At 65.9% G+C, this 25,178-nt stretch carries 23 protein-coding genes and 1 pseudogene; 5 read left to right on the forward strand and 19 right to left on the reverse strand.

Annotated elements, in window-relative coordinates; all coding sequences use genetic code 11:
- Window positions 1-237: pseudogene (locus tag AC1D2L_RS21210) on the reverse strand (ferredoxin--NADP reductase); the annotation flags it as partial.
- Window positions 238-738: 501 nt separating this feature from the next.
- Between AC1D2L_RS21210 and AC1D2L_RS21215 the strand changes: the two are divergent.
- Window positions 739-2,250 (forward strand): glucosamine inositolphosphorylceramide transferase family protein, encoded by a 1,512-nt coding sequence (locus AC1D2L_RS21215; RefSeq protein WP_476847883.1) that lies wholly within the window; start codon window positions 739-741, stop codon window positions 2,248-2,250.
- Window positions 2,251-2,306: 56 nt separating this feature from the next.
- Here the strand turns inward: AC1D2L_RS21215 and AC1D2L_RS21220 are convergent, their stop codons facing one another.
- The 4 genes from AC1D2L_RS21220 to AC1D2L_RS21235 form a co-directional block, all read right to left on the reverse strand.
- On the reverse strand, window positions 2,307-3,482 hold the full coding sequence (locus AC1D2L_RS21220; RefSeq protein ID WP_476847884.1) for a GNAT family N-acetyltransferase: 1,176 nt from the start codon (window positions 3,480-3,482) through the stop codon (window positions 2,307-2,309).
- Window positions 3,479-4,465 (reverse strand): sterol desaturase family protein, encoded by a 987-nt coding sequence (locus tag AC1D2L_RS21225; RefSeq protein WP_476847885.1) that lies wholly within the window; start codon window positions 4,463-4,465, stop codon window positions 3,479-3,481. Before AC1D2L_RS21225 ends, AC1D2L_RS21220 begins: the two co-directional genes overlap by 4 nt.
- A 221-nt stretch (window positions 4,466-4,686) precedes the next feature.
- The gene (locus AC1D2L_RS21230) at window positions 4,687-5,949 is read right to left on the reverse strand and encodes a lipopolysaccharide biosynthesis protein (RefSeq protein ID WP_476847886.1); all 1,263 of its coding nucleotides are present in this window, start codon (window positions 5,947-5,949) and stop codon (window positions 4,687-4,689) included.
- Window positions 5,946-7,112, reverse strand: a complete 1,167-nt coding sequence (locus tag AC1D2L_RS21235) for a glycosyltransferase family 4 protein (protein ID WP_476847887.1) — start codon at window positions 7,110-7,112, stop codon at window positions 5,946-5,948. The genes AC1D2L_RS21230 and AC1D2L_RS21235 overlap by 4 nt, the downstream gene beginning before the upstream one ends.
- Before the next feature lie 163 nt (window positions 7,113-7,275).
- On the opposite strand from AC1D2L_RS21235, the gene AC1D2L_RS21240 reads away from it, so the two are divergent.
- Window positions 7,276-8,451, forward strand: a complete 1,176-nt coding sequence (locus AC1D2L_RS21240; RefSeq protein WP_476847975.1) for a DUF1972 domain-containing protein — start codon at window positions 7,276-7,278, stop codon at window positions 8,449-8,451.
- A 10-nt stretch (window positions 8,452-8,461) separates the two neighbouring features.
- Complete coding sequence (locus AC1D2L_RS21245; RefSeq protein WP_476847976.1) at window positions 8,462-9,709, forward strand: glycoside hydrolase family 5 protein; 1,248 nt, start codon at window positions 8,462-8,464, stop codon at window positions 9,707-9,709.
- On the opposite strand, the gene AC1D2L_RS21250 is transcribed toward AC1D2L_RS21245, so the two are convergent.
- From AC1D2L_RS21250 to AC1D2L_RS21270, 5 genes are all read right to left on the reverse strand, one after another.
- The gene (locus AC1D2L_RS21250; protein WP_476847888.1) at window positions 9,675-11,003 is read right to left on the reverse strand and encodes a VpsF family polysaccharide biosynthesis protein; all 1,329 of its coding nucleotides are present in this window, start codon (window positions 11,001-11,003) and stop codon (window positions 9,675-9,677) included. The two genes, AC1D2L_RS21245 and AC1D2L_RS21250, sit on opposite strands and share 35 nt — an antisense overlap.
- Window positions 11,000-13,156: a GumC family protein gene (locus AC1D2L_RS21255; RefSeq protein WP_476847889.1), complete on the reverse strand. Its 2,157-nt coding sequence runs from the start codon at window positions 13,154-13,156 to the stop codon at window positions 11,000-11,002. Before AC1D2L_RS21255 ends, AC1D2L_RS21250 begins: the two co-directional genes overlap by 4 nt.
- A 147-nt stretch (window positions 13,157-13,303) precedes the next feature.
- Window positions 13,304-14,329 carry an amino acid ABC transporter substrate-binding protein gene (locus AC1D2L_RS21260; protein ID WP_476847890.1) on the reverse strand — a complete coding sequence of 342 codons (1,026 nt, stop codon included), beginning with the start codon at window positions 14,327-14,329 and terminating at the stop codon, window positions 13,304-13,306.
- Window positions 14,330-14,376: 47 nt separating this feature from the next.
- Window positions 14,377-15,015, reverse strand: coding sequence for a L,D-transpeptidase (locus tag AC1D2L_RS21265; protein ID WP_476847977.1), 639 nt, complete (start codon window positions 15,013-15,015; stop codon window positions 14,377-14,379).
- A gap of 32 nt (window positions 15,016-15,047) precedes the next feature.
- Entirely contained in the window at window positions 15,048-15,548 is a 501-nt protein-coding gene (locus tag AC1D2L_RS21270) for a hypothetical protein (protein ID WP_476847891.1), read from the reverse strand.
- A 167-nt stretch (window positions 15,549-15,715) separates the two neighbouring features.
- On the opposite strand from AC1D2L_RS21270, the gene AC1D2L_RS21275 reads away from it, so the two are divergent.
- Together AC1D2L_RS21275 and AC1D2L_RS21280 are read left to right on the forward strand one after the other, a co-directional pair.
- Window positions 15,716-16,009 carry a hypothetical protein gene (locus AC1D2L_RS21275; RefSeq protein WP_476847892.1) on the forward strand — a complete coding sequence of 98 codons (294 nt, stop codon included), beginning with the start codon at window positions 15,716-15,718 and terminating at the stop codon, window positions 16,007-16,009.
- Between the two features lie 386 nt (window positions 16,010-16,395).
- Window positions 16,396-16,644 (forward strand): hypothetical protein, encoded by a 249-nt coding sequence (locus AC1D2L_RS21280; RefSeq protein WP_476847893.1) that lies wholly within the window; start codon window positions 16,396-16,398, stop codon window positions 16,642-16,644.
- A 64-nt stretch (window positions 16,645-16,708) separates the two neighbouring features.
- Here the strand turns inward: AC1D2L_RS21280 and AC1D2L_RS21285 are convergent, their stop codons facing one another.
- The 9 genes from AC1D2L_RS21285 to AC1D2L_RS21325 all read right to left on the reverse strand — a co-directional run bounded on the left by AC1D2L_RS21285 (window position 16,709) and on the right by AC1D2L_RS21325 (window position 25,003).
- A complete protein-coding gene (locus AC1D2L_RS21285) occupies window positions 16,709-17,944 on the reverse strand; it encodes a metal-dependent hydrolase family protein (RefSeq protein WP_476847894.1) in 1,236 nt (411 codons plus the stop codon).
- A 189-nt stretch (window positions 17,945-18,133) separates the two neighbouring features.
- Window positions 18,134-18,622 carry a GAF domain-containing protein gene (locus AC1D2L_RS21290; RefSeq protein ID WP_476847895.1) on the reverse strand — a complete coding sequence of 163 codons (489 nt, stop codon included), beginning with the start codon at window positions 18,620-18,622 and terminating at the stop codon, window positions 18,134-18,136.
- 113 nt (window positions 18,623-18,735) lie between these two features.
- On the reverse strand, window positions 18,736-19,644 hold the full coding sequence (locus AC1D2L_RS21295) for a branched-chain amino acid ABC transporter permease (protein ID WP_476847896.1): 909 nt from the start codon (window positions 19,642-19,644) through the stop codon (window positions 18,736-18,738).
- Window positions 19,644-20,507 carry a branched-chain amino acid ABC transporter permease gene (locus AC1D2L_RS21300; RefSeq protein ID WP_476847897.1) on the reverse strand — a complete coding sequence of 288 codons (864 nt, stop codon included), beginning with the start codon at window positions 20,505-20,507 and terminating at the stop codon, window positions 19,644-19,646. Before AC1D2L_RS21300 ends, AC1D2L_RS21295 begins: the two co-directional genes overlap by 1 nt.
- Before the next feature lie 139 nt (window positions 20,508-20,646).
- Window positions 20,647-21,852 (reverse strand): ABC transporter substrate-binding protein, encoded by a 1,206-nt coding sequence (locus tag AC1D2L_RS21305; protein WP_476847898.1) that lies wholly within the window; start codon window positions 21,850-21,852, stop codon window positions 20,647-20,649.
- Window positions 21,853-21,896: 44 nt separating this feature from the next.
- Window positions 21,897-22,622 carry an ABC transporter ATP-binding protein gene (locus AC1D2L_RS21310; RefSeq protein WP_476847899.1) on the reverse strand — a complete coding sequence of 242 codons (726 nt, stop codon included), beginning with the start codon at window positions 22,620-22,622 and terminating at the stop codon, window positions 21,897-21,899.
- Window positions 22,619-23,389: an ABC transporter ATP-binding protein gene (locus tag AC1D2L_RS21315; RefSeq protein WP_476847900.1), complete on the reverse strand. Its 771-nt coding sequence runs from the start codon at window positions 23,387-23,389 to the stop codon at window positions 22,619-22,621. Before AC1D2L_RS21315 ends, AC1D2L_RS21310 begins: the two co-directional genes overlap by 4 nt.
- Window positions 23,386-23,967 carry a TetR/AcrR family transcriptional regulator gene (locus AC1D2L_RS21320; RefSeq protein WP_476847901.1) on the reverse strand — a complete coding sequence of 194 codons (582 nt, stop codon included), beginning with the start codon at window positions 23,965-23,967 and terminating at the stop codon, window positions 23,386-23,388. Before AC1D2L_RS21320 ends, AC1D2L_RS21315 begins: the two co-directional genes overlap by 4 nt.
- A 244-nt stretch (window positions 23,968-24,211) precedes the next feature.
- Window positions 24,212-25,003, reverse strand: coding sequence for an SDR family NAD(P)-dependent oxidoreductase (locus AC1D2L_RS21325; protein ID WP_476847902.1), 792 nt, complete (start codon window positions 25,001-25,003; stop codon window positions 24,212-24,214).
- Window positions 25,004-25,178 lie beyond the last annotated feature (175 nt).

Genomic DNA, 25,178 nt, shown 5'->3' on the forward strand with positions numbered 1-25,178 from the left:
ACGCGAGGTGAGGGGGCCATCGGGAACCTTGATCGAGAAGAACTCGAGCGTCTCGTCGTAGTTGGTGCTGACGACGCTGTAGGCGCGCAGCAACGGCTTCTCGCCGACCTTGAGCCCGATCATCGTGAACTGGCCGTTCTTGAAGCGGAAGGCAGTGTCGCGCGTCGTGGTGAAGCTGAACAGCGTCTCCGTCCAGTGATGGACGCTCAGCACCGTCTCCTCGAAATAGTTGCTCATCAGATCAGTCTCGCGGTCCCTCATGCGAATATTGCGTCGCCCGGCGGGTGCTTCTGGCACGAAACCCAAGGGTTCGGGAACGGCACTGGGGGCATTGCCGTCTCCCGGAGAGCGCAACGATCGGGATATCCGAAGGGAGCAGGGATGCGATTCTACGGCACTGTGCACGGGAGGGGCCGGGAGCATCTTTAGCGAGGATCGTACAGCCGAACACGGGGTTCCGCCGGCCAGCCGGTCGTCGAAGCGCTCGACGTGGGTTGAGCGGGCAGTATCGGGTGCCGTTGCAGTCGATATTAGCGGACCCTGCTATAAAGTTTGTCTTTCAAAGGATCGCGCACTGTTTCCCGCTGCCGTAACTGTCCAGGCAGCGTTTCGGCAAAGGCGGGGCGTTCCGGTCTCGCGCAGTTTTTTGCCGGGGGAAACTAACCAATTTGAAATCAAAGCTATGCATGGTGGCGCCATGCAGATGGCCGCCTTCAGTTGTCCGGAAGTTGCAACAGGATGAAGATCCTGCTGCGCCTTGATTCTGCTGCCCTTCGCCACTGGCATCTCGACCTCCTGAACCGCCTGAATGCCTCCCCCGCAGGCGAGGCCTTCGCGGAACTCGATGAGGGCGCCATCCCAGGGCGACCGGGATTCCCGATCCTGTTGCAGGGTGAGCGCTGGCTTCACGGCCTGGCAGGCGAGGGCGCCTTTGCGCGGGTTCCGGTCGACGCGATCGCGGCCTATCGCAAGCCTTTCGGCGGAATTCCCGATGTCGTGATCGACCTCGGCTCCCGGGGAGGGCGTGCCTCTGGCTCCCCTGCCGCGGCGGCCGGCTGGACGATCCTGTTCAACGGACAGCCCGGTGAGGATGCGCTGATCGACCTTCTGGTTGCCGGTCAGGTTCCGCATGCCCGGATCGTCAGCGCCGGAGAGGTGGTTGCCGAAGGGCGCCTCGGCACGGAACATGGCGGTGTCCTGCTGCTGACAGTCTCCGACGTGCTCAGCCGCCTGGTGACATTGATCGTCGCCGCCACGACAGGCGCGAGCAGGACCGTGCCCGCTCTGCCCGGCGACACGCCAGAGCCACGCGCAGCCGTCGCGGGAACCGGAACCCTGACGAAGTCCCTGATCAGGGAGGTCATCGGCGCCGCAGCGAGCCGTGCCTACCGTGCCTGCTATAATGCTCCGCATTGGCGCGTCGGCTGGCGCCGGCTCGGTGGGCCGGATCTTTTCGATCTCAAGGCTCACCCCGAGAGCGGCTGGATTTCCCTTCCGGATGACGGCGAGCGCTTCTATGCGGACCCGTTCCCGATCCTGCGCCAGGGCAAGCTGACGCTTTTTGTCGAGGACTTCGTCCACAAGGCCGGCAAGGGCATCATTTCCGCTGTCGAGTTCGGCCCCGATGGCCCGCTCGGCACGCCGGTTCCGGTGCTCGAGCAGCCCGGGCATCTATCGTATCCGTTCGTGTTCGAGCGGGACGGCGAGGTCTGGATGGTGCCCGAAAACTGGCAGTCGGGCCGTGTCGACCTCTATCGTGCAACAGCCTTTCCCGGTGGCTGGGTCAGGGAGACGACACTGCTCGACGATATCGTTGCCAGCGACGCGACGCTGATCGAGCATCAGGGGCAATGGTGGCTGTTCGCGACGGTGCGTGATGGCGGCGGAGCCTTTTCCGACGCGCTGCATCTCTGGGTCGCGCCGGATTTCCGCGGCCCCTTTACCCCGCATCCGCGCAACCCGGTGCTGATCGATATCGCCTCCGCCCGGCCCGCCGGCCGCATGATCGCGCGTGACGGCGCATTGCTTCGACCGGTACAGGATTGCCGGCGCGGCTATGGCAAGGCGCTGGGGCTCGCCCGCGTCACCCGGCTCGACATGGATGGTTACGAGCAAAGCGTCGACGCCATCATCGGCGCCGGCCCGCTCTGGCCCGGGCGCAGGCTGCATACGCTCAACAGTGCCGATGGGTTCGAATTCATCGACGGATCGGCGATGGCCAGACGTCGCTTCCTGCGCTCGCCCTTCTAGCAAGCAGGCGTCCAGACGGCGCGTCGCCGTCCGGACTCAAGTCCTTCCCACGCAGATCAATCGTCGGAGGCGGGCTGCCGGGCGGGCGTAGTGTCGGCGCGCTTCCAGAATGGCTTGTGGTTCGCGTGCAGGGTCTCTGCGCGACGGGCCAGCCCATCGGCCGCGACCGCGAGCCGACCCAGGATGGTGCGGCTGCCGGTGACCGATTCCAGGATCTGAGACTGCGTGGCAAAGCGCCGCTTGAAGTCCTCGCCTCCGCAGAGGAAGTCGACCATCACCAACCCGCGATCGATCGACCACTGGATGTAGTCCATCATCAGCACGGTTCCCGGCGAGGCGCGCTCGAAGTCGGGATCGTAGGTCGTGACGAAAGCCATCATCGTGCCGCGCTGGACGAAGTTGATCGAGACCGCGATCGACTTGCCCGCGGATTCGAGGACAAAGATGTGCAGGATGCCGAGCGCGGCCATCGTCCCGACCAATGCGGCCAGGGCGGGGGCGCCTTCGTCGAACAGGTCCGATGCGCGACCGTTGCGCTCGAGCCATTTGCGCTTGAGCGCCGCGACACGCTCCAGCAGCGGCGCGAGCGGCTCGTCATTGCCGAGCAGGCGGAACTGCAGCGCCCCTGCTTCCTCCATGACCTTGCGACCGCGCCGATAGTTCTGGCGGGTCTTCTTCGACTGGCTCTCGAACCACTGCGAACCCGAGGTCCAGGAACCGGCGACGCGATAGCTGATCTCGCTGCGGTGGTTGGGCGACAGCGCCAGAACCGATCGGGCCTGCGCCCCCAGAAGGGCCTGCGCATCCGCGCCCGGGAGCAACCGGTTGAGATAGACCATGTCGAAGCCGCCGGCCGAGACGATCTTCTGCCAGAGCGCCGCCAGCATGGCCTCGGTCACGCTGGGCGAGGCCAGGCAATTGCCGTAGTCGCTGTGGTCCTTGGCGGCCCACTCCAGGATGCGGATGGGCTTGCGCTCGATGATGGCGAAGGGGAGCACGGCCTCGAGCCTGCCGCCTTGCCAGAGCAGGCCGATCCGCAGGCTGCGACGGTCCTGCTTCGGGTCCGTCTCCCACCAGGCCTGGATCCAGGACAGGTGTTGGAAGACGAGACCGTCGGCGCGGTGCCACAGGTCCTCCCAGGCCGGCGCGATCGCAGCCAGGCGTTGTGGCGAGGTCACGACCTCCATCGCGGCGGCTTCGTCGACAGGGGCCAGCACCGAGTGGGCGTTCATGACTGCGGAGCTTCCGGTGGTCGTTGCGGCCTGCGACGGCGGAAGAGACGCATGATCTGGCGGCCCATCCGCTTCAGCGGCATGAGATAGAGGCCCGAAAGCGACTGATAATCGCGCACATCGCGCTCCATCAGGCCGAATTTGAAGTCCTCGTTCGGGTCGGGGACGTAAAGCGTGCCGAACAGGCGATCCCAGAACGAAAACAGCAGGCCGAAATTCTTGTCGTAATGGCGCGGGTCGACGCTGTGGTGGAGCTGGTGCCAATGCGGGCACAGCACGACATTGTTCAGGGGACCGAAGGAGATCTTGAAATGCGTATGCCTGACGAAGTCCATCATCAGGATGTTGCGCATGACATAGACGTTGACGCCGAAAACCGTCAGCTCGACGAGGTTCAGCGAGACCACCGACCAGATGCCGAAGCAGATGCCGGGGATGACGCCATCCCAGGCGCGGTTCATCAGTTCGTCGAGCGGGTGGACGCGGTCCTTGGTGATCCCGACCATGACCTCGGCCGAATGATGCACCTTGTGCAGTTCCCAGAGCACCGGGAAACGGTGCTGCGCGACATGATAGAGGTAATAGGAGATGTCATAGGCGATCAGCATGGTGATCGTGAAAATCACGATCGTGACCGGTCCGGCAGGGCCCTGCATCAGGGGGCCGTCGAGATGGAACAGGCTGGTCAGAAGCTGATGCGTGCCGTAGCCGACAGCGACGACGAAGGTCACGCCGGCCGGGAACATCAGGAATGGCATCAACGCCTTGCGGGTGATCCAGAACAGCAGGTCCGCCTTGGCCGAGGGATGCGTGATGATCTCGTGCGGCACGGCAAATTCGAAGAACTCCGCGAAGCTCATTTTGTCGGCGGTGCGCCAATAGGCGATGAAGGCGCTGGCCAGTGCCGTCAGCAGCAGCAGTCCGGCCGCCAGGGCATTGGCGCCGGAGATTTTATCGAGGATCGCAGCGATGAGATCTGTCATGGTTCCAATTTAGGCTGTAGCGGCCCGAACTTGTATCGTTCCAGAGGTTAAGCTCGGGTTCTGCAATATTTTTAGGTGAAGCTACCGTTATCAATTCGCTAACTTGAACTTGAAGTATTGATTCCGCGCTTCATTCGGCTTGATCTCTAGGGAATGTGGTCTAGGCCGACGTCTCGCGTGCCGACGCCGGCTCGCTGCGGCACTGGACGTTCGCCAGTCCGTCAATGGCGATCTGCCTCCGCGAGCCGGGGCCTTGCACCCCGCAAGCGGTGAACGACCACGCTCCATGACCCGACAAGGACGATCAGCTCCGAGACTGCGCCGCCCAGAAGGGCCCACGAGGGGGCAACCGTCAGCAGCAGGGCCAGGACGACGGAGAGGCCGATGCCGGCGGCGACGGCAGAGAGGATCGCGATGGTGCGGAAATCGAGCGTGATCTCGAGCCAGATCCGCGCCATGCAATACAGCATCGGCATCATCGAGATGAACCAGGCGATCGCCGCGATCTTGTAGAAGCGCGCATTCTCCAGGCTTTCCGGCTGGAACCAGGGCAGAGCGAGAAAGGCCGCGATCCCGTACGCCATCGCGATGCCGGCGAGAACCGGCGGCCACACCTGCATCAAGCGGGCGACCTTCCCGGTCTCGGAGCGCGAGAACAGGCTGGCGATTTCGGGATGCAGCATGTTGACGAAGGCCGAGGTCACGATCCGCAAAGGCACGAACATGACGAGCGCTGCCGCTATCGGCGCATAGGCCTCGGGACCTGCGAAGGCCGCCACCAGCAACGCCATGCCCTGTCCCTGGATATTGGTCACGGTGACGCTGAGCAGTGACCATTTTAGATCGCGCCAGAGTTTCGTGTAGCGCCGCCAGAGATGGCCGCCGGCATGGACGCGGACCGGTTTGCGGGCGAGGCCGATCAGCACCGCGATGCCCAGCGCGTTGGCGCAAGCGATGACGAGGAAGGCGTAACGCAGGACGTGCTGGCCATTGAGGATGACCAGTACGGAGCCGATGGTGCCGCTGAGCGTGAAGGCGAGGTCGCTCAGGCTGATGATCGCCTGGCGGTTGCGCGCGAAATAGACGGTCCGGAGATGGCTGCGCAGGGCCCAGAGCCCCACGAACAAGCCGCCAGCCAGCGCGCCCTCATCGAGCCAGACGCTCAGAAGGGCTGCGACGACGATCGCGAAGCCGAGCGAAAGCAGCGTCGCGGCGGAGCCGAAGCTGATCTCCAGGGCGTTCGCGGCGCTGATGCTACGGCTCTGTGCGATGACGATGCTGGCCGGAAGGGCCGTCAGCGAGCGGATATAGGTGAGTGCGAGCCCGCCGATCACCATGACCAGCGCGAAGATGCCGTAGTCATGCGCGGAGATGGCATGCAGCAGTGCGAGATTGAGCCCGAGATGGAAGGCGCTCTGCATCGCCTCGCCCCCGATGACGAGGACGAGTCGTGCCAAAATGCGCCGCATTGCCTTGATGTTCATGCCGCCCAAGACCCCGTCCCATCGGGATGTGCCATTCTGGTGCGGGTGCCGGTCATGTCGCCGACGACGGCTGAGATGGCGGCCGCGACACTGGGGCCACTGAAGACGGCTTCGAACCGGTCCCGCCCCGCGCGGGCCATAGGCGCCAGGGAGCCGGGATTGGCGAGGATGTCCTGCAGAGCGGCTGCAAGCGCTTCGGCATCGCTTGGCGGGAGCAACCTGCCGGTGACGCGATCGACGACGACCTCCTGGAGACCGCCGATCGCGGAGGCCAGGGGCGGGCGGCCGAAGGCCATGGCTTCGATGGCCACGCGCCCAAGCGACTCCGGCCGGCGCGAAGGCACGACGACGACATCGGCCCAGCGATACAGGTCGGTCGGGTCGGCCACGAACGGCTCGATGCTGACGATGCCGGCAAGCCCCATGGCCGGGACGGAGTCGCGCAGCGCGTCCTCGAGGCTGGTATCCTCGAAGGCGCTGCCGACGATGCGAACCGAGACATTGGCGCGTGCTGAGCTGGGCAGGGCGGCGAGCGCTGCGAGCAGCACCTCCTGGCCCTTGATACGGTTGATACGGCCCAACATGAGGACCTGGAGCGGCCGCGTCCCGTCATATTCGGGCGCCGACCAGAGAGCGGGGCCGTCGATACCATTGTAGATCACGTCGAAGCGGCACCCGGCAGGCGGCTGGAAGGCCTCGCGTGTCGCCTGCGAATTGAAGATCAGCCGGCTTCTGCCAAACAGGGCCAGTTGCCGCAAGACCTTGCGGGTGGCACCCTCGGGAATCTCGTGGATGTGCTGGATGACCCGGCCCCTGAACATCCGGGCCGCCAGCATGTAGTCCACGATCACCGAGGTGTTGACGTAGACGATGTCGCTGGCGCGCATGCGGCGCGCGGCACGGGCAACCGCCATGGGCAGCGTGACGATCCCTGTCGCCATCAGGCGGCCGAGGTCCTTGCGGCGCAGGATCCAGAGCGGTTCGAAGACGATCCTGCTGGCGACGCCTTCGAGCAGGCTGAGAATCGGACCGGGCCGGGGCAGAACGACCTCGATCTCGGCCTGGGGATAGCTTGCACGCAGGGCCGCGACGCTTTCGGCGAAGCTTCTGTCCGAACCATAGAGTTCGTAGCCCTGATGGATGCAGGCGATCTTCAAAGTCACAGTCGTTTCCGTTCCAAGGTGGCACATCGCGCTGACCACGGGGTCTACAACGCAATGGCCATGCCACGCCAAGTTGCATAGTCGTGAACTAACAGCTTGAGTTGCAATGTTTTCTTAAAGACTGGTCTGCTTCATGGGAATCTTTCTCCTGCTGGGCGCCGTCATGTCAGATCATCCCGCTTCGATTCTCATATTGGGAACGCGCGGCATTCCTGCAGCCCACGGCGGATTCGAGACCTTCGCGGAGCGGCTCGCCCTGTTCCTGGCCGAACGGGGCTGGTCGGTCGGCGTGTACTGCCAGGACGAGGTTCCCGTTGTCACGCAGCGCTTCCGGAGCGAGATGTGGCGTGGCGTCGAGCTGATCCATACCCAGGTCTCCTCCACCGGCCCCCGCGCCACGCTGGAATTCGACTGGCAGTGCATCCGCGACGCCAGCCGACGAGAGGCGGTGAGCCTCGTGCTTGGCTACAACAGCGCGATCTACCTGCCCTATCTGCGGCTGCATGGCCGCAAGATCCTGACCAATATGGACGGCATCGAGTGGAAGCGGCCGAAATGGTCGCCGTTGGTTCGGGCATGGTTCTGGATCAATGAGTGGATCGCGGCGTGGTCGTCGCACCGACTGATCGCCGACCACCCGATCATTGCCGATCACCTGGCGACCCGGCGCCCGCGCAAGGCGATCACGATGATCCCCTATGGCGGCGATCCCATCGACCATGCACCCGAGGACCTGCTTTCTAGTCTGGGGCTGGCGTCGGGGCGCTATCTCGTCTCGATCGCGCGGATCGAGCCGGACAATTCGATCCTGACCCTGGTCAAGGCCTTCTCGCGCAAGCGGCGCGGGATGAAGCTTGTCGTGCTCGGCAATTTCTCAGACGACAATGCCTATCACCGCGAGGTCAAGGCAGCGGCCGGCGACGAGGTCATCATGCCCGGCGCGATCTACGACACCGCCATCGTCCAGGCCCTGCGCCACCATGCGCGCGGCTACATGCACGGCCACACCGTGGGCGGCACCAACCCCTCGCTCGTCGAGGCGCTCTGGGCCGGCAATCCGGTCATTGCCCATGACAATGTCTATAACCGCTGGACCGGCGGGGACGCCTGCGTCTTCTTCAGCGACGAAACCAGTTGCGAGACCGCGATCGAGGCCCTGATCTCCGACGATGCGCTGGCGGCCCGGCTGAAGGCCGCCGCCTTCGAGCGGGCTCGCTCGGAGTTCGCCTGGCAGGCGATCCTGGAGCATTACGAGCGCGAGGCGCTCAAGCTCGCGGGCAAGCCGGTGCCGGTCGTGCCGGCCTCCGGCACACTGGCGAGCGGGCGCTCGTCGGGATGAGGCGGGCGTGATGCGGCTGGCGCGGCGCGGCTTTCTGGCAGGACTTGCCGGCACGGCGCTGTCGGCGCCCCGAACAGCGCGCGCCCAGACGCCAGCGCCGCTCAGCTTGCGGCGCGGCGTCAATCTCTGGCCGTGGTTTTCGTTGACGCGGGAGTATCCGGCACCGCGGACCGACTATGACTGGCCGCCGTTCCAGTTCCAGCGCCCGGTACCGACCGCTGCCGATCTTGCGACGCTGCGGCGCGCCGGCTTCGATTTCGTACGCATCCCGGTCGATCCCGGCCCGTTCTTGGCCCTCTCGCCGGCCCAGCGCCAGATCCTGCTCGGCGAGGTCTCGGCTGCTGTCGGCCTGGCGCTGCGGCATGATCTCGCGGTGGTCCTGAACGTGCAGGCGAATGCCGCGACGCATCACTGGAATCCGGGCCGCATGTTCGCGGGGACGGATGCCCCGGCCTTTCCAGCCTATCGCGACCTCGTCGCCGAGCTTGCGCGGATGCTGTCGCGCTTCGATCAAGCGCGGGTAGCGCTGGAGCCGGTGAATGAACCCGGGCACGCGTGCGGCGCACCGCAATGGAACGCGGTGCAGGTGCAGTTGCTCTCGGCGGCGCGGTCTGCGGCTCCCGATCTGACGCTGGTCGCGACGGGTGCCTGCGGAAGCATGGTCAGCGGGCTGGAGGCCGCTCGGGCACGGGAGCTTGCGGCTTTCGAACCCCTGCTCTTCACCTTCCATTTCTACGAGCCTTATCTGTTCAGCCATCAGGGCGCGCCCTGGATGACCGAGCCGGTCTACAAGGCGTTGAATGGCGTGCCCTGGCCCGCATCGCGGGGCACCCTCGATCAGACGCTGGCAGCAGTCCGCAGCCAAATGGCGGGTGACCAGGTCCGCTCGGAGGCGGCGAAGCGTGCGGCATACCAGGAGACCGAGCGTGTCCTGAAGGTGTATTTCGATGCACAGCCGGACCGCTGGTTCATCGACGGCTACCTCAAGAGGGTCCGGGCCTGGGGCGAGCGGGAAGGGGTCGCGCCGGCGCGGATCCTGATGGGCGAGTTCGGAGCCCTGCGCTCGGACGAGCGCTATGTCGCGGCCGGAGCCGCCGATCGCGCGCGCTACGTCCGGGACGTCCGCGAGAGCGCCGAGCGCTTCGGCTTTCCGTGGGCGTTCTGGAACCTGTTCGACGGGATGGGCGTGATGGACGACACCACACGGCGGCTCGACCCCGAGATCACCCGGTCGCTCGGGCTCGTCCTGCCGCATTGATATCCCCGGCGGATTCGTTGCGAGGCCCGCGGTAGAGGCACAACGCGATGATCGCAAACTCCGCCGGCAAGGTGGTCTTGCTGGCGATGCTCTCCGCGCCGTTCAGCAGCACAATCCAGACGATCATCGGCAACCAGAGCCCGCCGCGGGTGACGCGGGAGAGTTCGTACATGAAGGCCGAGAAGGCGACAGTGACCATCGCGGTCACGATCAGGCCCTGATAGAGCGTCATCCGGATAAAGGGGTTCTCGATGCCCCATTCCAGCCCGTTCACGCGGCGCAGGCTGTCGACCAAGGGGATATCGGGGCCGAGGACGAGGTCCCGGAACGAAAACATGCCGAGCAGCGTGAACATCTCGGCGCGGGCATTGGCGCTGCCACCGTCGGAAATGAAGCGGGCGACGAGATCGTCGAAGAAGCCGACCGCGACCAGCAGGCCGACGGCTGCCGGAACGAAGGCCACCATGACACAGCCGATCGCCGCACCGAGCAGCGAGATGCGGCCGCGCTGGAGCGAGCGCAGCAGGGCCGCCAGCCCGTAGAGCCCGCCGAAGAACAACGAGATCAGCATCGCGGTGCGCCCGCCGAAGACGACCAGCGCGGCGAACTGGAGCGCGATCAGCATCGGCTGCACGAACGGCCGCGGGATGCGACGACCGTTCAGCAGCGCCATCAGATAGCAGGCCGTGAGCATGGCGTTAGCGAGCGGGTGGCCTTGCAGTGCAGTCGAGCGCGTATCGGTCTCGAAGGCGACGCCGTCGAAGCGATAGGGGAAGACGCGGACCTGCAGCAGGAATTCGACGAGGGCGAGCAGGGCGTTGACGGTCATCAGCACATGCACGATCTGCTCGAGCCGCGCCATTGTCGGCTCGTCCGCGTCGACCAGAAGGAAGACCACGAGGCACGCGGCGATATAGGTGTCGACGATGCCGCCAAGGCCGGGGCCTTCGCGCAGGATCGTAACGATCATGACCGCGATGCTGACGACGAGCATGAGCAGCGTGGCCGGCCTGCGGTTGGCCCAATGAATGGCGCGGCTGACCGGATCTCCGCAACTGATCAGGCTCCAGCCGAAGGTCAGGCAGATCAGATAGGTCGAAGGGTGGATTTTTGTCGCAGCGCTGCCTTGAAGGCCGTCATAATTGTAGCCGACGAGCCAGAGCATGCCGCCTGACACGCTGAACAGGATGGCCGCCGTGCCGAGCACGCCCAGGCGCGAGAGCCGGTCGAGCCTTGCCCATCGCGGCGCGCCGGCGCGTTTCGTGCCACCGCCCAGGGGCAGGGCGATGCTCATGCATCGTGCCCCATCGGGTCGACCAGCAGGACGGCGGTGACCTTGCGGCCCATGATCCCGGTCGCCTCGACGACCCGGTCGAGGTCCTTCTGCTTCGTGCGGTTGAGCTGGGCGACGACGATGACCTGCTCGACTGTCGATATCAGCGGCGCGATCTTGACGTTGGCCGTGGGCACGCCGCCATCGAAGAAGACGACGTCGAACTGGCGGCTCGCCTCGGCGAGCATGCGGGTGGCGAACTGCCGGCCGTTCTGCTTCTGTGGTCCCGCCGCATGGCGCCCGGCGGGCATCATGGCGATGGCGGTGCTGGCGCCGTGGCGGACGGCCTCGCGCAGGCTGCAATCGCCGCGCAGTACGTCGAGGAGCCCCGCCGCGTTGTTGTCTCGCTTCTGCTCGACATCGGCATCGACCAGCAGGACGCGGTCGCCGCGCGCAGCCGAAGCGTCGGTCAGGAGCAGGGCTGCCCGCAGACGCTCGGCATCGTCGGAAGCTGTCGAGATCAGCAGGATGCTGCGCGCCACCGCGCGTGAGGCCTCATATCCGTCGAACAGCCGCAAGAGCGCGAGCCCGGCGATAGCCTGGGAATGCGCGTCGCCGCCGGGCGGCGGGGCCGGCTCCTTGATCCGCTTGCGCCAGGGCATCTGCTTCCGGCCCGACTGTTCCGGGCGAAGCACGCCGATTACCGGCGCGCCGATGGCGGCCTCGGCCTGAGTGACGGACAAAAGGGTCGGCGAGGCGTATTCGAGGATGAGGGCGGAACCGGCGCCGAGGCCGAGGCCGAGCCCGATGGCGCCTGCCAGAAGCAGCCCCATTGCTGGCCAGCTCTTCTGTTGCGGAGCCTGGGCGAGGCTGATGATGCGGGCATTCGTGGTGTCGAGCGTCGATTGCTCGCGGATTTCCTGGGCGCGCTGCAGGAAGGTCGCATAGACCGCGCGGACGGCCTCGAGATCGCGTTGAAGGTCGCGCAGGCGCACCGATGCCTGGTCGGAGTTGCGGGTCTGGCGCGAGAGGGTGTCGAAGCGCTCGCTGAGCAGCTTCTCGTTGGCGCGAGCGCGGTCGTAATCGGCTCGGGCTGACTGTTCGACGCGGGAGATCTCCGTGGTGATGAGCTGGCGGATATGGGTCAGCTGGCTGCGCACGGCTGCGATCGAGGGGTGGCGCGGCCCAAGCTGGCTCTGCAGATCGGCTTCGCGCTGCACCAGCGTCGCTTCCTGCTCGCGCAGGCGGGAGATCACGGTCGAGAGCAGCGCTTCCGACGAGCTACCGGCCAGGCCGCCGCGCTGGCGCTGCTGGGTGATCTGCTCGACCTGCGCCTTGAGCTGGGCGGTGCGCGCCTGGGCTGTCGACAATTGATTGGAGATCTCGGTCAGTTGCTGGTCGCTGATCAGCCGACCCGAGGCAGCGACGAGGTTGTTCTGGGCGCGATAGGTCTCGACGGCGTTTTCCGCCGCCTCGACGCGCTTGCGCTGCTCGGCGAGCCTTGCCGTCAGTCCCGCCGAGGCCTCCTGCGCCGAACGGCTGCGGGAGTCCGCCTGGTCGGCGAGATAGGCCTCCGCGATCGCGTTGGCGATCAAAGCCGATTTGTCGGGGTTATGGGTGGTGATCACGACGTCGACGACGAGGACCTTGTCGGCGCGCCGGACGGACAGCTTGCGCCGCAGCGCGCTGAGGGTGCGGGCCTCGGCATCGCTGAGCTCGCCATTGCTGCTCGCGCGCTCGGGCGAGAGAGCACCGAACAGGCGGCCGAGCAGCCCGGGACTGTTGAACTCGGTATCTCGGGTCAGGTTGGCGGCGCGGATGGCGCGCACGAGCACGCCGGTCGACTGGATCACGCTCGCCTGGCTCTCGACCTGGGCGATGCCGCCATCGGGCGACAAGGTGCTGGGGTTCACGTCATTGCTGACGACGTTGCGATCGCGCGGGTCGATCAGGATCTGGGATGAGGCCGTATAGAGCGAGGGCGTCGTCAGGCCGTAAGCCAGTGTCAGCGCGGCGAAAGCCGCGACAATGGCCGCTATAAGGAACTTGCGATGCCACAGGACCCGCCAAAGCTGGGCGATTTCCACGGCACCATCCTGACGGCGCTCATAGGCCTGCGGCGCACCACCCTGCGGCACTGCGCTATGCCGACGGTTGGTGGAAACTAAGCTCATCGTCCCAACTCTCGGATCAACCACCTTCTGAGCACCCTGGCAGAAGGCGCGCACGGCTGATCTTTGGCACGAAGTTCTTAATCAACTGCTCAGGACGCCACTCATCCGGTGTGCCCCGGCGCGGATTGCGGAGCGCGCCGACGTGTGTCAGCGCAGCGGCGGTGCGTAGAGCACGCCGCCCATGTTCCAGAGCTGGTTCAGCCCGCGCGGGATGCCGAGGCGCGAGCTGACGCCGAGGTTGCGCTCGTAGATCTCGGCATAATTGCCGCCGGCCCGCACGGCCTTTACCGCCCAGTCGGGATCGAGCCCGAGCGCCTTGCCGAAATTGCCCTCGCTGCCGACGAAACGGCGCACGTCCGGCTTGGTCGAGGCCAGGGCCTCGGCGGCGCTCGCCGAGGCAATCCCGAGTTCCTCGGCGTTGACCAGGGCGAAGTTCACCCATTTGACGACGGTGAACCAGGCGAAATCGTCGCTGCGCGTGACGGGGCCGAGCGGTTCCTTCGAGATCACGTCCGGCAGGATCACGGCGTCGCCGGGCTTGGCGAGCTTCAGGCGCTCGGCATACAGCGCCGACTGGTCGCGCGTCAGGACATTGCATTGGCCGGACTGGAAGGCCGCCAACGCGTCGGCTGCGTTCGGAAAGGCCTTTTCCTCGTAGGTCATCGAATTAGCGCGGAAGTAGTCGGCCAGGTTGAGCTGGGTGGTCGTGCCGGCCTCGACGCAGACCTTGGCCTTGTCGAGGGCCAAAGCATCCTCGGCCCCGAGTGATCGCATCGCCATGAAGCCCTGGCCGTCATGATAGGTCACGCCGGCAAAGGCGAGGCCGAGTTCGGCCTCGCGGCCGAGCGTCCAGGTCGAGTTGCGGGAGAGCAGGTCGACCTTGCCCTCGCGCAGGGCCTCAAACCGCTGGCTGGCGGATAGCGGCGTGAAATTCACCTTGGCCGGGTCGCCCAGGACGGCGGCGGCGACGGCCCGGCAGAAATCGACGTCGAAGCCGGACCAGCGCCCTTGCGCATCCTTTTCGGAGAAGCCGTAGAGCCCTTCGCTGACCCCGCATTCGAGGGTCCCGCGCTGCTTCACGCGCTCCAGCGTCGCGGCTGCGGCTGGAAGCGCGAGTGCCATGGGCAGGAAACAGGCCGCGGCGATGGCCAGGCGGCGGGCGACGTTGGACATGACGGGCTCTCCTGGGCGGGCGTGGAGCTAAGGCGCGGCTATGCGTGTCAGAGGCTGGCCTTGTGCCGGATCACGACCTTGGTCCCGGTCGCGACGCGTCCGTAGAGGTCGATGATGTCGCCATTGGCGAGGCGGAAGCAGCCTGACGAGATGGACTGGCCGATGGTTTCGGGCTGGTTCGTTCCATGGATGCGGAATACAGTCGATCCCAGATACAACGCACGCGCGCCCATCGGATTGCCGGGGCCGCCGGCCATGAAGCGAGGCAGATAGGGCTGGCGGGCGATCATCTCCGGCGGCGGGCGCCAGTCGGGCCATTCCGCCTTCCGGCTGACCTTGACGAGGCCCGACCACTGGAACCCCTCGCGACCGACGCCGATGCCGTAGCGCAGCGCCTTGTTGTTGGGCTGGACGACATAGAGGAAGCGCTCGGCGCTCTGGATCACCACCGTGCCGGGCGCCTCATTGGAGCGGAAGAACACCATCTGTCGGGCATAGGGGCCCTCGGTGATCGTGACCTCCTCGGTCGAGATGCGGCCCGGCTCGTCGCCGATATCCATGGTCTCGCCAATGGCGGCTGGCGGCCGGAGCTGAGCCATCGCGACGCCGGGCGCCGCCAGAGCCAGCAAAGCAGCAACGCTCGCCGCAAGGCCGAGGTTGCGCCCACATTCCATCGAGGCGACCATCATGCGCGCTCTCCCTGCCAGATCAGCCGTGTTCACGCGCCGCAGCGCATATAGACGAAGGTGCCGTAGCGCCGGTTCGCATCGGGATCGACGAAGCGCATGACCAGTTCGGAATTGCTCACCGAGACGATCTCGCGGTCCTGCGGATCGCCCGCCGGGGCCTCGAAGCCGAGATAGGTCTTGCCACCGGGGCCTGCCTTGAGCCGCAATTCGTAGAGCTTGGGGTCGTCTGCGACATGCATCATGACGCCGTCGCTGGGGCCCTTGGCGATGACATAGGGCTGGCCGCACTGCGCCTTTGCCTGCGCTTCCGTGCGCTTGCGGTCCTTGTCGGTGTGATACGAGGCGATGCCCCAACGGCCGATCAGCCGCTCCGTGGGGATGTTGGCAGGCGCGGCCGCGATGCCGACCGCGGCTCCGGGCGGGCCGTCACTGCCGCCGCCGCAGGCCCCGAGCATCATGCTCAAGCCGGCGATCATGCCGAGGGCAGGATAGCGTCGCGTCAACACAGAGCCGTGGTCGTTCCGATGCATCTTCGTACCCCCTGCCGTTGCTTCATTCCACCACGGCAGGGCAGGACTCTTCAAGGCTTAAGGTGACGAGCCGGAAGGCCCCGCCTTTCGCGCGTGCATCGGCCTCGTTCTGGTCACCGCTCATTCATACCATTGCGGCTATCCCTCGGGCCGACAGGAGGAGCATCATGTTGCTAAGAAAACTGACCCTGGCGATCGTCGCCGCTGCGGCCGTGCTGCCGGCCTTTACGGCCGACGCCCAGTATTACGATCCCTATCGTCGTCCGCCGCCGCCGCCTTATGGCTATGACCGGCCGCCGCCGCCACCGCCGCCTTACGGCTATGATCGGCCGCGCCCCCGCCGGTTTGGCGACATGTGCGTCACGAGCCGCGGCGAATGCGAGACGCGTCCAAGCCCGATCAACGCACCCTGCCGCTGCTATATCGAGGGCTTCGGCGAGAAGCGCGGCGCTGTACAGTAATTCCGTTGATCAAGGCCGGCGACGCGGAGTAACCCTCCGCGTCGCCTCGCAGCATGAAGAATGCGGCATGACTTTCGGCGATACACATACTTTATAAGTCTGCGGCTGAATCCTGTTGCATTCAGCCCTTCGCAAGGGCAGGAGCAACAGGCTGCAGTTCGCCCGCGCGACCTGGCTTTTCAGGACATCGACATGGTTGTCGTCCGCACCGTCTGGTCGCATTCGCACCCATGGCGTTTCCGATAACGCAGGTTCACGCAGCCCCGCAGGCCAAGCAGCCAAGCGATCCCTGACCCCGGTCACGGATCGGACCTGTGCGACTTGGAAGTTCCGGCGACACCCGTCGCCACCATATCCCCGACATCCTCACATCAAGGAATTTCGACGTGCGCATTCTTCTTGCTGCAGCGCTGTTCTGCTGCGCCACATCCGGCGCGATCGCTCAGGTCACCGATCCCGAGGCGACCTGCGCCGACTACCTGAAGACCGTCGCCGCCTCCGGCGGTACGCCGAAGACCGGCGATGCCAGCATGGACAAGATGGCGGCCGAGATCGACGGCAAGATGAAGGTCTATTGCACCGCCAATCCCAAGGTGAAGGCCATGGACGCCGCCATGAAGGTCATGGGCGGCTGAGACGACATCAGCCCGGCGCCTTGACGGCGCCGGGCTGACCTTTTCGAACCGGATTCTGCGCGGATCAGTTCAGGTTGGCGCGCTTCATGAATGCGCCGCCCTTCATGATCACGGGCATGTGCCTGCCCTGGCGGGTCAGGAGCGAAAGATCCTTCAGAGGATCGCCGTCGACCACGATCAGGTCGGCATAGGCGCCAGCGGCCACCGCACCGATCTTGCCTTCGAGCTTGAGCAGTTTGGCCGCGATATGGGTCGCCGCCGCGATGACCTCATGGGCCGGCAGCGCCCGACCGCGAATGACGAACTCCTCCGACTGGTATTTGTGCATCTCGCCGAGCAGGTCGCTGCCATAGGCCATGGTCAGGCCGGCCTTTTTCATGATCGCCAGCGACTCCATGCCGGCCGAGCGGACGACATCGACCTTTGCAACGGAATCCGGCGGGAAGCCGAGCTTCGGTCCATCGCTGACGAGCTTGTCGTAGGTGACCAGCGTCGGCACCGCGACCGCGCCCTTCGAGGCTGCGAGCTTTGCCGTCTCGGCGCCGATGATGTTGCAGTGTTCCAGCGAATGCACGCCCGCCTCGACGCAGCGGCGGATCGCGTCATCGGTGTAGACATGGGCCGAGACATAGGTGCCGGCCATCCGCGCCTCTTCGACGATCGCTTCCAGCTCGCTGACGGAGAAGCCGAAGAAATGGATCGGGTCGGTCGGCGAGGCGCAGCCGCCATTGGCCATGATCTTGATGAAGTCGGCGCCGCCCTTGATCTCCTCGCGCGCCGCGCGGCGGACCTGGTCGAGCCCGTCGCAGATGCGCCCGAGCGCGCCGAGGCGATGGCGGTCGGTCACGGCGGCACGGTCGTCGTAGCGGCCCCGGAAATCCGCGTGGCCGCCGGTCTGGCTCAGGGCCTTGCCGGAGATCACGAGGCGCGGCGTCGGGAAATAGCCTTCCTCCGTAGCCTGTTTCAGGCCGAAATCGGCGCCGCCGACATCGCGCACGGTGGTAAAGCCGCGCATCAGCATCTCGCGCATGATCACCAGCGAGCGGGCCATGACGAGGGAGTCGGGGAGGCGCGAGTTGAGGCCGAGGTCGGCGACACCGGCGACGACATGGACATGGGCGTCGATCAGGCCCGGCATCAGCGTCCGGCCCTTGAGGTCGATCACCTTGGCTTTGGCCGATGTGACGGTCTTGCCGACCTCGCGGATGGTGTCGCCTTCGACGAGCACGCTGACAGGCGCGCCCCGCTCAGGCGCGGTACCGTCGACGATGTGGGCGTTGGTGAAGAGGGTGGAAGCCACTTGGGTTCTCCGATCAAATCGACGTTTGGTTATTGTCTCTCGAAACGCACGTTCATGCCGGGCGCAGCGCAGCGAAGATCCGGGATCCATTCCGGAGCGCGTGCCTGACATGTTCCGGAGTGGGTCCCGGGTCTCCGGTTGGTCGCCCGGGACGACGGCGCGCGCTTCTATCGAGACAGCGGACTGAGTTCAGCCGGCGCGCGCGGCGGCTTGCGCGGCGAGGAAGGCAGGCACCAGCAGCGGCGCAATGGCCTCGATCGGCGCGATGTGCTCTTCACGATAGTGATGCTCGGGGGCGAGCAGGTTGATCGTGCCGACGACCTTGCCATCATAGATCGCGGGCACGTTGATGACGGAGCCCAGACCCATGCTCTCGATCAGCTCATGGTCGAAGAACGCCCAGCGGATGCCGGTCTTGTCCTTGCCGAGATAGGACTTCTTGCCGTCCATCACATGCTTGCCCCAGGGCGTCGGACCCATCGGCTTGCGTCCGGAGACGGGATATTCCTGCGGGCGGTTCGAGTAGATCCGCGCCACCTCGGAGCCGTCGACATAGAGGAGCGTGAACAGCTCATGGCCGACCAGCTTCTTGGCGATGGCGTCGAAGGCCTTGAACACGGTTTCAGGCTGGCCGGCTTCCTTGAGCAGGGCCGAGAGGGTCGCGAGATCGTCTGACATGGGGCGGGCTCTTTGGGGTTGTTGGGGCAGGGGAACTGGGCGTTCGATAGGACTGGAACCACCGTCATCCTGGTGCAAAGCGCCGGGATGACGCGTGAAGCGTTGCAGGGATCTCAGGCCGGGCCCGGCGCAGGGGCCTTGGGAATCCGCTCCGGCAGGATGCCCTGCGGGCGCAGATGCAGGATCAGGATCAGGGCCAGACCGATCATCATCTCGCGCATCGCCGCCAGTTGCACGGGCTGGAGGCCGGGGATCCATTCCGTGAAGAACCGCGTCGCCTCGAGGAAGATCACGACGATATAGGCGCCGACGACAGCGCCGCTGGGACGCCCGACGCCGCCGGACGTCACGGCCAGGAAGATGTAGATCGTGATCAGCGGCTGGAAATGATCGGGCGAGATATAGGACTGGAAATGCGCGTAGAGCGCGCCGGCCAGCGCCGCGATCGCCGCCGACAAGGCAAAGGCCTGGAGCTTGAAGCGCAGTACCGGTTTGCCGGCGAAGGCCGCGAGCTGCTGATCCTCGCGCACCGCCTTCATGGCGCGGCCATAGGGCGAGACATCGAGCCGGCGCAGGAGGGCCCAGACGAGCACGACGACCAGGGTGACCACGCCGAGATAGAAGAACGAGAAGTTCTGCAGGCCGAGCTCGGCCTTGAGCGGGGCGGGGATGCCCGAGATGCCGTCGGAACCCTTGGTCAGCCAGCGCTCGTTCATGGCGACCAGCCTGATGACCTCGGCAAAGCCCAGCGTGACGATGGCGAGATAGTCGTCACGCAGCCGCAATGTCGCGAAGGTGACGACGAGGCCGACGACCGCGCCGACCACGATCGCCACGCCCCAGCCAAGCAGCACGGGTGCGCCGGCGCCGGTCGCGATCGCCGAGGCATAGGCGCCCACCGCGAAGAAGCCGGCGAGGCCGAGATTGACCAGGCCGACACCTCCCCAGATCAGGTTCAGGCTCAGCGCCAGCAGCGCGTAGATGCCGCACAAAGTCAGGGTGAAGACGACATAGGACAGCATCAGGCGGCCCTTTCGCCGAGAATACCGCGCGGGCGGAAGGTCAGCATGATCAGGATCGCCACAAAGCCGACGCCGGTGCGATAGGTCGCGGGCACGACGATCAGCGCGAGCTCCTCGGCGATGCCAAGCGCGAGCGCGCCGACGACGGCGCCGGGGATCGAGCCGAGCCCGCCCAGTACCGCGGCAGCGAAGACCGAGAGCAGCACGCGATATCCGGTGAGCGGGTCGATCGAGGTGTCGAGCCCGATCAGGACACCGCCGACGCCGGTGAGGCCCGCGCCGAGGAAGACCGTGACGATAGCGATGGTGGCGGGGTCGATGCCCTTCAGCCGGGCGAGATCGGGGTTGTCGGCGACGGCCCGCATGGCCTTGCCGAAGCGGGTGTAGCGCAGGAACAGGAACATCGCGGCCATGATCGCGACCGAGAGCATCAGGCTCTGGATCTGCTGCGGGCCGATGCGGAGCTCGCCGAATCGCAGGTCGCGCGCCAGCGGGAGGTCGTAGCCCTTCATGTCGTTGCCGAAGATGAAGCGGACCATGTTCTCGAGCACGAGATTGAGCGCGATCGAGGCGATGGCCACGATCAGCGCGCCATTGCCACGCAGGCGCTTGAGTGCGGTTTCCTCCGCAATCACGCCGACTACGCCGGTCACCACGAAGGCGACGGCGATGGCCGGAATGACGTGCAGGCCGACGATCGCATTGGCCCACCACGCGGCGAAGGCGCCGATGGTGGCATAGGATGCGATGGCGAAGTTGGGGTAGCGCAGCACCGCGAAAATGGCGGAGAAGCCGATGGCCGGGACGGCGATCAGCGCCCCGGTCATCAACCCATTGATCAGCGCCTGCAGGATGAGTGTCATGAGATCGCGTGCCCGTTACGGTTCGCAGTCGCCATTGCGCGGCGCGCCGGCGGCGACGCAATCCAGAGGCCGTCGAGCGAGCCCTCCTGGATTGCTTCGCTGCGCTCGCAATGACGGGCTCGGAGCTGCGAGGGATTCATCAGGCGATCTTGACCAGCGCGATCTTGCCGGACTGGACCTGCTCGTAGCGGAACTTGCAGTCGGCGATATCGCCGGTCTCTGTGAAGTCGCAGGGGCCGCTGGCGCCGTCGTAGTCGACCGCCTGCTTGGCTGCGATCGCCTTCAGGCCGTCCACGGCGTTGTCGATCTTGGCGCCGCCCTGGGCCTGGCTGACCTTGCGGACATTGTCCTTGATCGCGGTGCCGGATGCCTCGCCGGCAATCGCGATCGCCATCAGCACCAGGTTGATGTGGTCGTAGATCTGGGTGGTGTAGGGATCGGGCGAGGCGATGCCGATCATCTTGACCAGCCGGTCATAGGCCTTCGAGCCTTCGGCCGGCGAGGGCGAGATGGTGTAGGTCTTGTCGACGACCTCGGCAGGCACGCTCTCGACGAGCTTCTGGTTGACCGCATAGCCGAAGGCGACCTTCAGTCCCTTGAAGTCGGCGCGGTAGAGATCCTTCAGCATCACGGCGGTGTCGGGCGTATAGCCGCCGAAGATGATCGCGTCGGGCTTGAAGCGCATGACCTCGTCGACCTCGGTGCGATAGGCCGGCTTCTTGTCGTCATAGATCAGCGTCGCGGCCTCGCCGCCGGCAGCCTTGACCGCTGCGCTGATGTTGTCGAACTGGCTCTTGGCGAAGGGCGTCTGCGGCGTCAGGAAGAAGACGCGCTTGGCCTTCTCGGCGATGCAGAATTCGCCGAACTTACGGCCCTGCAGCGTGGTGTTGGGTTGGGTCCGGATCAGATAGCCCTGATGCGGCAGCTGCGTGATCGAGTCGGCGCCGGAGGTGGTGCACAGGAAGGTCTTGGACTCCCAGCACAAGGGCGCGACGGCCGTGGTCACGGACGAAGCCCAGGTGCCCAGGATGGCAGAGACCTTGTCGACGTCGATCAGCTTGCGCGCGGCGCGGACGCCGGCTTCCGGGCTGGTCTGGTCGTCTTCCGAGATGAGTTCGACCTTGCGCCCGAGCACGCCGCCGGCGGCATTGACCTCGTCGACGACCGCCTTCACGGCCTTGACCATCGCGGGGCCATAGGGGCCGCCGGCGCCAGTGAGCGGCGTCAGCGTGCCGATCTTGATCGGCGCGCCTTGCGCGAGCGCAAGGTTGGGCAAGGCGCCGGAGGCTGCGAGCGCGGCGGCGCCCGCCAGCAACTGGCGACGGTCGGTCAGGAACTGCGTCATGGTGATCCCCTGTCGTTTTTTTGAAGTTGTATGGGTCGGCATCGTCATTCGCCGCCAAGGAAGAGGCGGCGGATCTCGGGGTCGGCGGCGAGTGCAGGGCCCGCGCCTTCGCGGCTGTTGCGCCCGGAGACGAGCACATAGCCACGTGTCGAAATCTCCAGCGCCTCGAGTGCATGCTGCTCGACCATGAGGATCGGCAGCCCGCCCTTGTTCAGGGCCACGATCGCCTCGAACAGTTCCTCGGCCGCCTTGGGCGAGAGACCGGCGGTAGGTTCGTCGAGCAGCAGCAGGGCAGGGGCGTTCATCAGCCCCATCGCCATGGCCAGGATCTGGCGCTGGCCGCCCGAGAGCGTGCGGGCGAGCGCACGGCGCTTGGTCGCCAGCATGGGATAGCGGGCGTAGAGCGCGTCGCTGCGCTCGCGGACCTTGCCGGGCTCCTGGAAGCCCGAGATGTCGAGGTTCTCGGCCACAGTCATGGCGCCGAAGACGTTGCGCTCCTGCGGCACGAAGCCGATGCCATGGCGCGCCCGGCCCAGGGCGCCCTCAGCGGTGACATTGCTTCCTCGCATCACGATCGCGCCTTCGCGTGCCTGGACGAGGCCGGCGATGGTCTTGAGCAGGGTCGACTTGCCGGCGCCGTTGGGGCCGATGATCGAGACGATCTCGCCGGGGGCGACGGTCAGCGAGGTGCCCTTGAGGATCTGCTCGGCTGCGCCGTAGCCGGCGACGACGCGCTCGACCTGCAGCAGCGGTGTGGCCTCAGTGCTCAATGCCGCCTCCCGAGATAGGCTTCCTGCACGCGGGTGTCCGCCGCGACCTCGTCGAAGCTCCCTTGCGTCAGCACCTTGCCCTCGGCCATGACGATGACAGGGTCGCAGAGCCGCCTGATCAGCGCCATGTCGTGCTCGATCAGGCATATCGTCAGGCCGTCGCGGTTGAGCGCGACGAGATGGCCGGCGATTTCGTCGGCAAGCGTCGGGTTGACGCCCGCCATCGGCTCGTCGAGCAGCAGGATTTTTGGCTCGGCCATCAGCGCCCGGCCGATCTCGACCAGCTTCTTCTGGCCGCCTGACAGGGCCGTGACCGGATTGTCGAGCACATGGTCGAGCCGCAGGCGCCGCGCGATGCCGAAGGCGCGCTCGGCAAGCTCCGCTTCGCGCCGCCGCGCCGCTTGCGAGCCGAACATCGCGGGCAGGAGCGATTCACCAGGCTGACGCGCGCCATAGAGCATCAGGTGCTGGTAGACGCTGAGCTTCGGAAAGCCGCGCGCCAGCTGGAACGAGCGCACCAGCCCTGCCGCCACCAGCTTTTCGGGTGCGAGGCCGGTCGCCTCGGTCGTCCCGATGCGGACCGTGCCGCCCTTGGGGCGGTAGAGTCCCGAGATCGCGTTGAACAGCGTCGACTTGCCGGCGCCGTTGGGGCCGATCAGGCCTGTGAACGAGTGGGAGCGCACGGAGAGATCGACGCCGCGCAAGACGTGGACGCCATAGAAATCGAGCTTGAGCCCCTCGATGGACAAGGCCGTGGCTGTGTTCATGCCGTCTGCTTGTCCTGCATAGCTGGCTTTGCCTCGATCGGGAATTGCTGGCGCACCTGCTGTTTCCAGAAGCGCAGCATTTCCTCGTAGTAGTAGGGGTCGCTGCGCAGCACGGTCTGGGCGATCATGCCGCGCACCAGGCACATGGTGGTGTTCATCACGACGCGGGTGTGGTCGGGATCGACGCCGGTGCGGGCTGCCAGCGCGGTCCAGATCGCGTCCAGCCCGGCATGGAAATCCTTCACGACCGGCACGAGATCGGCGCGGAAATCGGGATTGTGCCGGGCCTCGGGCAGGTACTCCATCGTGACGTAGAACAGCCGGTCCCACATCATCTTCCAGATGTAGTCGACGATCTCGTCGCTGGAGCCGCCACGGGCGATGAAGTCCTCGGCGAACCGATGCAGATCCTGCGTGCTCTTGCCGAGCATGTCGGCGACCGAGGCGCTGATGATGGCTTCACGCCCGGCGAAATGATGGGTCAGGGCGCCGCGCGAGACGCCGGCATGGCGGGCGATTTCGGGCGTCGAGGTCCGGGCGAGGCCGCGGTCATGCAGCAGATCGATCGTCGCATTCATCAGGCGCGCCGAGGTGTCGGCGCTCCTTTCCTTCTGCGATCGCCGTCTGCCGGTCTGTGTCACGCCGAACCCCAACCCAGTAAGCTCAGGCAGGCTGCGACTCTCTTTGCAAACAGTCAAGCATGTTTCTTATGCGAATGTGCTCGGGCTAGAGGCAGGCGCCTGTCCCATGGTCAGGCGCTTGATATCGCCCGGTCGAAAACCAGCGCCAACCTCGTGCCTTGCGGGCTGTTGTCGGCCCTGCTCAGGCGCCGCCGCTCTGGCCGCCATCGACCGGGAGGCAGACTCCTGTGATGAATTTCGCCTCGTCCGAGGCCAGGAACACGGCGGCATTCGCGACATCCCAGGCGGTGCCCATCTTGCCCATGGGGACGAGGGCATCGCGAGCGGCGACCATCTCCTCGACAGAGCCATACTGCCCGGAAATCTGCTTGTAGATCAGGGGCGTGTCGATCAGCCCGGGCATGATCGCGTTGGCGCGGATGCCCTGCTTTGCATACTGCATCGCAAGCGCGACGGTTGCCTGGTTCACCGCAGCCTTGGTCGCGTAATAGGCGAAGTAGGGGTACCCGGTCCAGCGGATGGCCGCCAGCGACGAGATGTTGACGATCGCGCCGCCGCCGCCTGCCAGCATATGCGGGATCACGGCCTTGGCGGTGCGGTAGACCGGCCCGAGATTGAGGTCGAGCGAGGCCTTGAACTGCTCCTCGGAGAGTTCGACAGGGCCGCCCATATGGGTGACGCCGACATTGTTGTGCAGGATGTCGATGCGGCCGAAGCGGGCGACGGTCGCTGCCACGCAGGCATCGACCGAGGCCTGCTTGGTGACGTCGGCCGCGACAGCAAGCGCGGCTCCGCCTTCGCTCTCGATGATCGCGGCAGTTTCGTCGGCAGCCGCCTGGTTGAGGTCGATGCAGGCGACACCGGCACCTTCGCGCGCATAGGCGACGGCGGCCGCCTTGCCATTGCCCCAGCCCGGCCCCGAGGAGCCGGCTCCGAAAACGATCGCGATCTTGCCCTTGAGGCGGTCGGCCATGTCAGGTGTCTCTTGTACGATGTGACCTCATCCCAGGCGCGCGACAGGATCGGGGCGCGAAGGACGCTTCAGCTCACGCAAAAGCATCTTTCGAATGCCCTCTCTTGCGAAGGCCGGATGGCGAGGTGGGGGCGCAATCCGTCATTGCGAGCAAAGCGACGCAATCCAGTTCGTA

It is taken from the genome of Allobosea sp. P1_B10 (assembly GCF_056406735.1).